This is a genomic window from Paracoccus sp. MC1854 (genome assembly GCF_014164635.1).
Taxonomy (GTDB): domain Bacteria; phylum Pseudomonadota; class Alphaproteobacteria; order Rhodobacterales; family Rhodobacteraceae; genus Paracoccus.
This window is the reverse complement of sequence record NZ_JACJFU010000001.1, coordinates 360,601-372,327: the sequence shown is the minus strand read 5'-3', so window position 1 is coordinate 372,327 and position 11,727 is coordinate 360,601. Positions and strand designations below refer to the sequence as shown.

Genomic DNA, 11,727 nt, shown 5'->3' with positions numbered 1-11,727 from the left:
CGGCGGTTTCCGAAGCATTAGAGAATGCCCCGTCACCCTGCAAGATCACAAGGTTAGTCGCGCCGGGCCGGGCGGGATGCCGCCACGTTCTCTATGCGCGAGTGGCGCAAGTCTCACTCGCCTAGTAGTCGCGTTCGAAGAAGACCCCCAGTGTGCTTTCCCCGTCACTTGCGACCGATCCGCGCGCGGTGATCGCCTCATTCACGTCGAGATTCAGGTTGATGCGGGACCTTCCGTCGGCATCCACCGAAACATCGCTGTAAAGATTTCGTGACAGATAGCGTCCGGCCCGGACCGAGATATTGCCCTCGTCATCGGTGGTCAGGTCCAGGTCATCCAGCCCCGCGGCGTTGCGCAGGCTGCCGACCAGACCCGCGCCCCCCCGGCCCGCCAGCACCGCCACGGCATTGGCAAGCTGCGCCGCCTGCAGGGGCGAGATCGTCTCGATCCCGCGGCCGAACAGCAATTGCGACAGAACCTCCTCCTCGGGCAGTTCGGGGTCCGACTGGAAGGTGATCTCGGGGTCGCGCAGGTCGCCGTCGATAATGATGCGGGTGGTGATCTCGTCCTGCTGCGTTTCGGCCACCAGCCGCAGCACCGGCACGAGGCTGCCCTGCATCTCGATCAGCCCTTCGGTCATGTCGAAGCGGCGGCCCAGCAGATCCACCCGGCCCCGGATCAGTTCAAGCTGGCCGATGGGGATGACGTTGCGGGCGGTGCCGGTCAGGCGGATCTGGCCGCCCAGTTCCGCATCGACGCCGCGGCCGCGCACGAAGACCTGGTTGGGCGCGTTGATCGTCACGTCCAGCCGCGCGGGATTCGCGGGGGGCGTGGCGGGGGGCGCGACCATGCCGGCGATGCGGCTGTCGGCGCTGGGAAAGGGCAGCAGCCCTGCCTTGGCGCGGGTGGCGCGCACCGGCGGGCGGTCGTTCAGGTGGATGATGTCGGGGATCGCCCGGCCGCCCAGCCCGGTGTTGGGGATGCGGAACTCGACCGTGCCTAGGTTGATGGTGCCCGCGACCAGCGGCCCGTCCGCCGGGTTGCCGGAAATCGAGACGGTGCCGCTTGCCACGGTTTCGTAAAGATTGGGGTCGCGCAGCACCACCTGGTTCAGGGTCGCCTGCAGGTCCAGCGTGGTGCCGCCCCGCAGGTCGACCGGCCCCGTGACCGTCAGCGTTCCGCCTTCGGCGATGGCCCCGGTCGCGTCGATGGTGATGAGGCCGCCGTTCAGGTCGGCCGTGGCGGTCAGGTTCTCGACCGACAGGCCGATGTTCGGGTCCGACAGCCGGGCGCTGGGCAGGCTGATCCGGCCGGTCACGTTCTCCAGCGCGGGCGCTCCCTGCAGGCGCAGGTCGAAATCGACCTGCCCCGCGATGGACCGGGTCCGCAGCATGGGGTTGGCCAGCGCCGCGTCGCTGATGCCCGCCACGCGGATGTCGGCGGTCGAGAAATCCGCCGCCGCGCTGCCGGCGATGGTGGCGCGGGTGCCGCCCGGCGCGGTGGCCGCCAGGTCCAGCACATAGCCGGTCCCGGTCTGCCCCACGCTGCCCGAAACCGTCGCCGGGCCCGTCAGCCCCGGCACCAGCAGCGCCAGGTTCGACAGCGCCGCATCAACGTCCAGCGCGGCGGGCGAGCCTTCCGCGCTGATGCTGACCTGTCCGTTCCGGGCGTTCAGCCGCTCGATTCCGACCGGGCCGCGCGCCGGCAGAAGCGCCGCTACGTCGAACTGCGTCGTCCCCGCAAGCAGCCGGTCCGCTTGTTCGTTCCCGACCCGGAGGCCGGTCGCGCTGCCCTCGGCCGTGACCCGGCGGCCGCCCTGCGCATCGGTCAGCCGGGCGGTGGCGTTCAGCGCCCCGCCGATGCCGCCGCCAAGAAAGCCGAGGCTGTCGGCCCGCAACTGCGCCGTCACGTCGGTCTGCCCGCCGCCCAGGGTGCCCTGCGCCGTGGCGTTCAGCCGGGCGTTGTCCACCACCGCCTGCTCGATCGTCAGCACACCGTCGCGCTCGGCGCCCCGCAGGATCAGTCGCGTCTCGCCCGCAAGCGCGGCATCCGCCTGCGCCTGCCCCAGCGACAGGTTGTTCGCCACCCCGTCCACCACCAGCCGCCGCACGCCGGTGCCATCCTCGGCAAAGCGGCCCTGAGCCTCGAACGAACCGCGCCAGCCCATGCCCAGCGCCGACAGGTCGCGCAGGTCCACCTCGCCGCTGACATCCGTGCTGCCATTGCCGATGGTGCCAGAGATGTCCGCGCGGGCGCTGGGGTTGTCCACCAGCGCCTGCTCGATGGTGAAGACCTGGCCCGCCTGCGTGCCGCGCACCGTCAGCCGGGTTTCCCCGGCCAGCACCCCGTCGACATTGCGCTGGCCAAGCGACAGATCCTGCCCGGTGCCGTCCACCGCCAGCCGCCGCACCCCGCTGCCGTCGTCCTGCAGGCTGCCGTTTACGCGCAGCGCGCCCTGCCATCCCCGCCCGAAAGCGGCGAGCGAGCGGATCTCGGCGCTGCCGCTCAGGTCGGTGACATTCTGGCCCAGCGTCCCTGCGACCTGCGCCTGCATCTGCCGGTTCTCCAGCCGCAGGGCGTTGATGGTGATGGCCCCTTCGCGCTGTTCGGCGGACAGACGGAACTCGGTCGTGCCGGTCAGGGCGCCGTCCACGTCCTGCTGGCCCAGCCGCAGGTCCTCGCCGGTGCCCGTGATCTCGATTGCCCGGGCACCGTCGCGGGTGCTGACGCGGCCCGTGGCCTGCACCGCGCCCGACATCTCGGGGCGCAGCGCGGTCAGCGAGGGAACCTCGACTTCCAGCGCGGCGTCCAGCACCTCGCCGAAGCTGCCGGCGCCTTCCACCACGATCTGCGGGTTCGCCAGCCGGAAGCTGTCGATGACGAAGCTGCCGTCGCGTTCCTGCGCGACCGCGGTCAGTTCGGTCTGTCCCTGCAAGGCGGCGTCCAGTTCGCTGATGCCAAGCACCAGGTCGGTCGCCATCCCCGAGACGCTGACGCGCCGGGCGCCGGGCGCGCCGGTCACGGTTGCCTCGGCCTCCAGCCCGCCCGCCATCGCAGGATCGGCGTCGGTCAGGCTGGCCAGCCGCAGCGTCGCCCGCAGGTCGGTCGCGGTCGAGCTTATGAGGCCCATAGCCTGGCCCGTCAGCCGTTGGGAATCGACGCTGAAATCGCGGATCTCGATGCCGGTCTCGTCCCGGCGGGCGCTGGCGGTGATGCTGATATCGCCTGCAAGCAGTCGATCAAGCTGTTCCTGATCGACTGTCACATCCATGCCGTTCAGCGTGATTTCCGCGTCAAAACCGCGGGTCAGCAAGGTGTAAAGCCCGCTGACCTCGGCCGAGACCTGCCCTGACAGCGGGCGCCCGGCCAGCGCCGACAGATGCGAGGCGTCCTCGTAGGCCGCGTCCAGCGTGCCCGAGACGGTGATCCCCGACTGCAGACCGTCGATCAGGATTTCGCCGCCCAGCCCATAGTCGCGGCCCGACAGGCTGAAGCCCGCAAGCTCCAGCGCGTTGCCGGGGGTGAAGTCGAAGCCGGTCTCGCCCGAGATGCTGCTGCCCAGCGCGGCCTGCACGCCCGCGTCCGACAGCGCAAGGCCCTCGGCCCCGAAGCCGATCCGGCCAAGCACCGCCTCAAGCCCGCCGTTTTCCATGACGACCGAGCCGCCGCCGTTCAGCGTCAGCGCGCCGATGCGGTTGGCGCCGCGCGTCACGTCGCGGATGCGGCCGTTCAGGGTCCAGGCGTCGCTTTGCGCGGCGTCATAGCTGATCTGCAGGTTGCCCGACTGCACGTCGATGGGTTCGCCCCGCAGGGGCAGGCGGGCGGGCAGGGTGGTGGCGCCCGCATCCTCGCCCAGCGTCATCAGCAGCACCACCGACTGCGGCGCGCCCTGGTCGTTCGTCGTGACCGAGCCGGTGAGGTTCAGCGATTCGGTGTCGATCAGCAGCGCCGGGATCGACAGGCGGCCGTTCTCGCCCCGCCAGCCTTCGGCCAGAAGCTGCGACTGCGCGCCGAAGAAGGCGCGGTTCTCGGGCGGCAGCAGGCTTGCCACGTCGCCGCTGAGTTCCAGCCGGAAGGCGGTGCCGGGGGTGCCGTCCTGTCCCGGCTCGGCGTGGGCCGAGGCGCGGCCGGTCACCCGGTCCTGCCCGTCCGTCGCCAGCCGAAGGCCCGCGGAAAAGTCGCGCAAGGGGCCTTCGCCCCGGATCTCGGCCTGCACGGCCGGGCGGTCGTGAAGTTCGACGAGATTGGCGAACAGCCCGCCCGCGTCCTCGTCAAGCCTCAGGTCAAGCCGCAGGACCGTGGTTTCGTTGGAATAGGATGCGTCCACGGCAAAGACGCCGCGCTTGCCGTCCACCCGGTTGATCGCAAGCTGCGCCGCGCCCTCGCCGCCCGCGAGGTTCATCGAGCCATCCACGGAGACCACCGCCGCCTCGCCGATGATCGGCTCGCCCAGCGCCACCCGGGCGGCGCTGAGGCGGGCGATGTTGATGCCGACGGGCAGGGTGGGCAGGGCGAATTCCCTCGCCTCGGCCGTGGGGCCGGACTCGCCGCCACCGGGCAGGCGAGGGATGATGATTTCCCCGGCCGAAAGCTCCTGGATGTCGATGCGGCGGGCGAACAGCGCGGAACGGTTCCACTGGATCGCGCCGTTGCGGATGGTGATCCAGACGCCCTCATCATCAGCGATGGTCAGTTCCTCGAAGGTCGCGCGCGAGGAGAGCGCGCCCTGAAAGCCCCGGATCTCGACCTGCCGGCCGGCATCCGAAAGGTTGCGTTCCAGGAAGCGGGTGATGAAGCCACGGTCATCCTCGACCTCGGCGGAAATCGCGGCGGCGTCAGTGGCGATGTCGCCGGTCTCGGCCGGGGCGGGCGCAGGAGGGTCCTGTGCGGCCACCGGCGACAAGGGCAGCAGCAGTGCGAATGCCACGGCGGCAAGAAGCTTTTTCATCAGAACGCCTGCCCGAGTCCAAGGTAAAGTTGCACGCCGTCGCCAGTGTCGCCGCCTACCGGGCCTGCCACGTCCAGCCTGAGCGGCCCGATAGGCGTGTCATAGCGCACCCCCAGCCCCGCGCCCCCGTGCCAGTCGGTTTCGCCGTCGAAGGTGCTGTCGGCCCAGACCCGGCCCGCGTCGGCAAAGGCGACGACGCCGATGCGCGGGCGGACCTGCACCCGCGCCTCGGCGGTCAGGTTCGCCACGCTCATGCCGCCGGTCTTGACCGTTGTCCCCTCCGGTCCCTCGATCACCCGCACGCCCAGCGATTCATACGGCTGGCCACGGACCGAGCCGCCGCCGCCCGAATAGAACAGGTAGTCGCGCGGGGTTTCCTCGATCTCCGGCCCCCAGATCGACCCCGCCCGTGCCCGGCCCGCCAGCGTGAAGCGGTCGTCCGTGCCGAAGCTGCGATAGGCGCGGCCCTCGCCGACAAAGCGCAGGCCCGATCCGGCCTCGTCGTTCAACCCGGTGAAGGGGGTCGCGGTGCCGGTCAGCCAGGTGCCGCGGCGGGCGTTCGTCGGCTCGTCCCGGCGATCCCAGGTGACCGAGGTCGGCAGCGCCAAGACCTCGAAATCCGTGGTGCCAGTGTCGTCGGTCACGCGCGAGCGGCGGTATTCCAGCGTCGTCTGGCCGGTCAGCCGCTCGCTTGGAAGCCAGGTCAGGCCGAAGCCGAAAACGCCGAGGTCGAGGTCGTAATCCTCCTCGCGCAGCCGTTCGGCCCGCGTCTCGACGGATGCGGTGATGTCGGGGGCGATGGTGGCGGGCCGGTCGATCCGCACCCCCAGCTTGTAGTCGCGCCCCGAGGTGCCCGATCCGAGGTCCTTCGCCTCGGCATCCACCCGCAGCCGTTCCGCACCCCCCAGCAGGTTGCGGTGCATCCAGTAGCCCGAGACCAGCGCGCCGTCGTGGCTGCTGATCTCGAATCCCGTGCCGATGCGGCGGGGGCGCTGTTCCAGCACGGTCAGGTTCACGTCCATGCTGTTGTCGGGGTTCAGCGCCTCGGCTTCTTCCAGGTTGATCGAGGAAAAGACGCCGGTGCGTCGCAGGCGGCGGCGGACCTCCTCCAGCGTCTCGGGGTCGAAGCGGTCGCCTTCCGGGAAGCCCGCGATCTTGTAAAGCCGCCGGGTGCTGAGCCGTTCGTTGCCGGTGGCGCGCAACTGGCCAAAGCGGACCAGCGGGCCGGGCGTCAGGGCGATGCGGCTGTCCACGCGGTGGATTTCATGGTCGGCGATGATCTGGGTCGCGGCGACATCGGCCTTGGCATGGCCCTGGTCGCGCCAGCCCGTGACCCCGGCGCGGGCGGCCGTGCGCATGTCCGAGGTGCGGGCAATCTCTCCGACCCGGTAGTCCTCGGGCAGTTCGGTCCCTTGTGCCACGGGCGCGATGTCGGCGCGTGCATAGCGGAAGGCCTGCCCCGGATCGACGGTCACGACGACCTGCCGGACAATCTGCGGCGCGTCCAGCGGCGCGATGCCTGCGGCCTCGACCCCGTCCAGCCGGATGTCGATCATCGCGTCGTAATAACCCTCGTCGTAGAGCAGCCCCAGCAGACGGGAATAATCCGCCCGCGCCGCCGCCAGCACGTCCTGCGCGGTATAGCGTCCCTCGACCAGCGCCCCGGTGATGCGCGAGGTGTTCCGCAACTGCCGTTCCAGATCCTCGTCGCCGGTGGTGACGCGGAATTGCAGGTCCACCGGCGCGTTGGCCACCGGATCGCCGCGCGAGAACAGCCCTGAGAATGGCGAGGACGCGGCCGATCCGCTGCCGGTCTGCGCTGCCGCCGTGCCGGCCAGCACGCATCCTGCCGCAGTGGCCGCGACAGTCATCATCCACCAGTTCGTCATCTGCCTGTCCGCCGCCCGACGTTATTATTTTGAGTCGAGTGTTGCAGGGACCGGGCCTGATTTCCACCCTTCCAGACGATCGCAGCGGTTTTTTCCCAAATGACTTGTCCAGCAATATCAGGCTGCCCTGCAGGCCCTCACAGCCTTGTCAAGCGACTTTTTCATGCCATCTTGGAACTTGGTCCCGACCGTGGCCGTTTTATCACGACGCAGATGAACTGCCCTGAACATCAAGAAAGGCGTGTCCCATGCGCTTTCGCCATATTGCCCTTGCCGCCGCCATTGCCACCATCCCGGTTTCCGCCGCGCAATCCGCCATCCTGCCGTCGCCGGCCCTGAGTGCGCCCGTGAGGGGCTGGACCGCCGTTGCCGGCCTGTCTGGCCCCGAGGTGGTCGAGCTTGCCCGCAGCCTGCCAGTCGAGACCGAGGCCAGCGGCAACTTGCCCTGGTGCGATGCAGCCCCGGTCATCAGCGGCGCACTGAAGGCCGAGTTCGAGGAGAACCTGATCGCCCGCCGGGCCGACGGCACCCAGCTTTGGGGTTCGGACCTGATGGGGACGTGGACGGTTCTGCTGGAACGCGCCGACAATACCAACTGCGTGATCGCTTCGGGGATCGGCTATCAGGACGGCGTCGATCCGGGGGCCTTCTATGCCAAGGTGGGCCTGATCTGATATCGGGAACACCGCGTCAGCGTCAAAGCCGCGTTGCCTTTCGGGGCGGTCTGTGACAAGGGCCGGCCTTGTTCCATTCCCCATGAGGCCTTCGATGAATCAGGTAGCCCCTCAAGACTATCTTGTGCGCGACATCAGCCTTGCCGAGTTCGGCCGCAAGGAACTGGACATCGCCCAGACCGAGATGCCGGGCCTGATGGCGCTGCGCGCCGAATTCGGCGCGGCGAAGCCCCTAGCGGGCGCACGCATTGCGGGCTCGCTGCACATGACGGTGCAGACGGCCGTCCTGATCGAGACGCTGGTGGCGCTGGGGGCCGAGGTGCGCTGGGCGTCCTGCAACATCTATTCGACCCAGGACCATGCCGCCGCCGCCATTGCGGCCACAGGTGTCCCGGTCTTCGCCGTCAAGGGCGAGACGCTGGAGGAATACTGGACCTACACCGACCGCATCTTCCAGTTCCGCGACGGCGCGAACATGATCCTCGACGATGGCGGCGACGCCACGATGTATATCCTGCTCGGCGCACGCGTCGAGGCCGGAGAGATTGACCTGATCGCCGCCCCCCAGTCCGAAGAGGAAGAGGCGCTGTTCGCCCAGATCCGCAAGCGGATCGACCAGACCCCCGGCTGGTTCGCCCGCCAACGCGAGGCGATCCGCGGGGTTTCCGAGGAAACCACCACCGGCGTCCACCGCCTTTACGACCTGCACAAGCAGGGCCGCCTGCCGTTCCCGGCGATCAACGTGAACGACAGCGTCACCAAGTCCAAGTTCGACAACAAGTATGGCTGCAAGGAATCGCTGGTGGACGGTATCCGCCGCGCGACCGACGTGATGATGGCGGGCAAGGTCGCCGTCGTCTGCGGCTATGGCGACGTGGGCAAGGGCTCGGCCGCATCCCTCAGCGGCGCGGGCGCGCGGGTGAAGGTCACGGAAGTGGACCCGATCTGCGCCCTGCAGGCGGCGATGGACGGCTATGAGGTCGTTGTGCTGGAAGATGTTGTATCTACCGCCGACATCTTCGTGACAGCCACCGGCAACAAGGACGTGATCCGCATCGAGCACATGCGCGAGATGAAGGACATGGCCATCGTCGGCAACATCGGCCACTTCGACAACGAGATCCAGGTCGCCGCCCTGCGCAACCACCGCTGGACCAACATCAAGGACCAAGTAGACATGATCGAGATGCCCTCGGGCAATCGGATCATCCTGCTGTCGCAGGGGCGCCTGCTGAACCTCGGCAACGCCACCGGGCATCCGTCCTTCGTCATGTCGGCCAGCTTCACCAACCAGGTGCTGGCGCAGATCGAACTGTGGACCAAGGGCGACGAGTATCAGCCCGGCGTCTACATCCTGCCCAAGGCGCTGGATGAAAAGGTCGCGCGGCTGCACCTGGGCCGGATCGGCGTCAGGCTGACGGAACTGTCGCGCGATCAGGCCGATTATATCGGCGTGCCGGCTGACGGCCCCTTCAAGTCCGAGCATTACCGCTACTGATGCGCCTTCTCTGGTGGATCATCGGGATCCTGGCTGTCGTCCTGGCCTTCGCCGGGACGGTGCTGCCGATCGTGCCCACCGTGCCCTTCCTGATCGTGGCGGCCTTCGCCTTCAACCGCTCGTCGCCGCGGTTCCACCACATGCTGATGACGCATCGGGTCTTCGGCCCGCAGATCCGGGACTGGCAGGAACACCGGGCCATCGACCCCCGCGTCAAGGTGATCGTCTGCGTCAGCATGGCGATCGGGCTGTGCATAAGCTGGTTCATCCTGCCCCATCCCTTCTGGGCCGTGCAGGTAGCGGTTCTGGCGGCGGTCGCGGTCTTCATCGTGACCCGCGCCAACCCGCCGACGCATCCCTGAGCCTCAGCCGCCCCGGATCAGCCGCTTGATGCCCGCCACGTGATCCTGCGTCGCGCCCAGCGCGTCGGCGGCCAGTTCCTCCGCCGTCTCCATCAGCGCGTTCCCCGGCACGATCCGGTCCAGCAGGCCCCAGCCCAGCGCCGTTTCCGCCTCGATCCGCTGCCCTGCCATCAGGATCATCGCCGCCCGCGACGGCCCCGCCAGCGCCGCCAACCGGGCGGGGTCCGAGGGCTGCGGCAGAAAGCCCAGCTTCATCACCGGGTAGAAGATGCGCGCCTCGGGCACCGCGATCCGCAGATCGCAGGCCAGCACCATCCCCAGCGCGCCCCCGGCCGCCGTTCCGTTCAGCGCGGCAATTGTCAGCGCAGGGGCCTCGGCGATAGCGGCCGACAGTTCCTCCCACAGCGGCGAGGTTGCAAGCCCCGCCCGCGCGGCTTCAAGGTCGGCTCCGGCCGAGAAGACGCGGCCTTGCCCCGTCAACACGATGGCGCGGGCGCCCTGGGCCGAGGCGTCACGCAGGGCGGCGATCAGCGCCTGGATCATGCCCTCGGTCAGGGCATTGGCCTTGTCGGGCCGGTTCAACAGGATCGTGAAGAACCCGTCCCGCGTGCAATTCGTTTCGATCAAACCCACTGCCTCCTTTGATGCGGCGCCCGGATATGCGAGATTCGCCCTGCCGCGACCAACCACGCCGCCGACGTTTCTTGAAGGAATCGCTTTATGTTCTTGCGAACGACCACCTCTGTACTGGCCGTGCTGGCCTGGGCGGCCCCCGCGATGGCCGATGTCACCCCTGCGGAAGTCTGGCAGAACTGGGTCGAATACTACAAGGCCAACGGCTACACCGTCACCGAGGGCGCGCGGGACGAGGCGGGCGAGACCCTTACCCTGCGCGACGTGGTGATCGGCTACGAGGTGCCCGAGGACGAGACGCGGGTCGAGTTCCGCACCCCCGAGATCACCCTGACCGGCACCGGCGACGGCCGGGTGCGGACCACGCTGGCGGAAACCACGCCCGCGACCGCAAGCTTCCGCAATTCGGACGGAGAACAGGTGACGCTGAACGGATCCCTGACCGCGCGGGACACCGAGATCGTCTCGGGCGGCACCGCCGCCGACATGACCCATGACACCCGCTCGGGCGAACTGACGCTGGCGCTGGATACGGTGCAGACCGGGGAAGAGACGCGCCAGGTGCCGGTCACGCTGAAGCTGCTGAACGCCACCAGCCGCCAGCAGATCGTGGATGCCGACCTCATGCGCTTCGACGCGACCATGGCCGCCGAGCGGGTCGAGTTCGCCGCCGCCTATGCCGACCCCGAGGATGCGGAGTCGCCGGGCCGGGTCAACGTGACAAGCTCTCTGACGGGGCTGCAGGGTTCCAGCACGGGCACCATTCCCAAGGGGGCGGATGCCTCCGAGGACATGGCGGCCGCCTTGCGGGCGGGCATGGACGTGAGCGCGACGATCTCGGCCGGACCGGGCAGCCTGGACCTGGACTTCGCCGGGAAGGACGAGGAAGGGCAGGAGGACACCGTCCGCGCCAACTCGGCCCTGCAGGGGTTCGAGGTGACGCTGGCGCTGGGACCGGACGGGCTGAAATACCAGGGCGCGCTCGATTCGACCCGGACCGAGCTGACCGTCAGCGACCTGCCCGCGCCGATCAGCTATGCCATCGAGGAAGGCACCTTCGACGTGCAGTTCCCCGTGCTGAAAGCCGACGAGCCCGCGCCCTTCAAATTCGCCTATTCCGTCGCCGGGCTGACGCTGGCCGACAGCGTCTGGGACCTGTTCGACAGCGCCCGCACCCTGCCGCGGGACCCGGCCAGCATCGACATCGACCTGACCGGGTTGGTGCGCGTGGCCATGGACCTGTTCGACCCGGCGCTGATGGCCGCGGACGGGCCGACCCCGCCCGGCACCGACGAGATGCAGGCCGACGGCAGCGCCGCGCTGCCCGATCCTGCCGAGGAGGAGGCGCCCAGCCCCTTCGAGCCGGTGCAGGTCACCATTAACCAGTTCGCCATCGACGCGCTGGGCGCCAGCATCGACGCCTCGGGCGAGTTGGCGGTGCCGGAAGGCGGCGACCCGGACCAGCCGGTGGGCGCGGTGAATGCGCGCCTTGAAGGCATCGACGGCCTGATCGACCGGCTGGTGCAACTGGGCGTCATCGCGCAGGAGGAAGTCGCGGGCTACCGCCTGATGCTGGCGCTGTTCGCCCGCCCCGCGCCCGAAGGCGGCGACGCCATGGTGGCGGATTTCGAGTTCCGCGAAGGCGGCCAGATCTTTGCCAATGGCCAGCAGGTGAAGTAACACCGGGCATCGACGCCATATCGCGGGGGCCGGCGCCGTCCGG

The 11,727-nt window shown here is 69.1% G+C and carries 7 protein-coding genes; 4 read left to right on the top strand and 3 right to left on the bottom strand.

The genetic code is table 11. From position 1 onward, the window contains the following. Positions 1 to 121: 121 nt before the first annotated feature. Together H5395_RS01725 and H5395_RS01720 are read right to left on the bottom strand one after the other, a co-directional pair. The gene (locus tag H5395_RS01725; RefSeq protein WP_182790770.1) at positions 122 to 4,948 is read right to left on the bottom strand and encodes a translocation/assembly module TamB domain-containing protein; all 4,827 of its coding nucleotides are present in this window, start codon (positions 4,946 to 4,948) and stop codon (positions 122 to 124) included. Next, positions 4,948 to 6,837: an autotransporter assembly complex family protein gene (locus tag H5395_RS01720; protein ID WP_234450716.1), complete on the bottom strand. Its 1,890-nt coding sequence runs from the start codon at positions 6,835 to 6,837 to the stop codon at positions 4,948 to 4,950. Before H5395_RS01720 ends, H5395_RS01725 begins: the two co-directional genes overlap by 1 nt. A 248-nt stretch (positions 6,838 to 7,085) precedes the next feature. Here H5395_RS01720 and H5395_RS01715 point away from each other — a divergent pair, with 248 nt between their 5' ends. From H5395_RS01715 to H5395_RS01705, 3 genes are all read left to right on the top strand, one after another. Beyond that, complete coding sequence (locus tag H5395_RS01715) at positions 7,086 to 7,511, top strand: hypothetical protein (RefSeq protein WP_182790769.1); 426 nt, start codon at positions 7,086 to 7,088, stop codon at positions 7,509 to 7,511. Between the two features lie 94 nt (positions 7,512 to 7,605). Next, positions 7,606 to 9,009, top strand: a complete 1,404-nt coding sequence (gene ahcY / locus H5395_RS01710) for an adenosylhomocysteinase (RefSeq protein WP_182790768.1) — start codon at positions 7,606 to 7,608, stop codon at positions 9,007 to 9,009. Beyond that, the gene (locus tag H5395_RS01705) at positions 9,009 to 9,371 is read left to right on the top strand and encodes a YbaN family protein (RefSeq protein WP_182790767.1); all 363 of its coding nucleotides are present in this window, start codon (positions 9,009 to 9,011) and stop codon (positions 9,369 to 9,371) included. Before ahcY ends, H5395_RS01705 begins: the two co-directional genes overlap by 1 nt. Positions 9,372 to 9,374: 3 nt before the next feature. Here H5395_RS01705 and H5395_RS18720 read toward each other — a convergent pair whose 3' ends face one another. After that, positions 9,375 to 9,998 (bottom strand): enoyl-CoA hydratase/isomerase family protein, encoded by a 624-nt coding sequence (locus tag H5395_RS18720; RefSeq protein WP_234450952.1) that lies wholly within the window; start codon positions 9,996 to 9,998, stop codon positions 9,375 to 9,377. Between the two features lie 93 nt (positions 9,999 to 10,091). Between H5395_RS18720 and H5395_RS01695 the strand changes: the two genes are divergently transcribed. Then, positions 10,092 to 11,684, top strand: a complete 1,593-nt coding sequence (locus H5395_RS01695; protein ID WP_234450715.1) for a DUF2125 domain-containing protein — start codon at positions 10,092 to 10,094, stop codon at positions 11,682 to 11,684. The last annotated feature ends 43 nt before the right edge of the window (positions 11,685 to 11,727 follow it).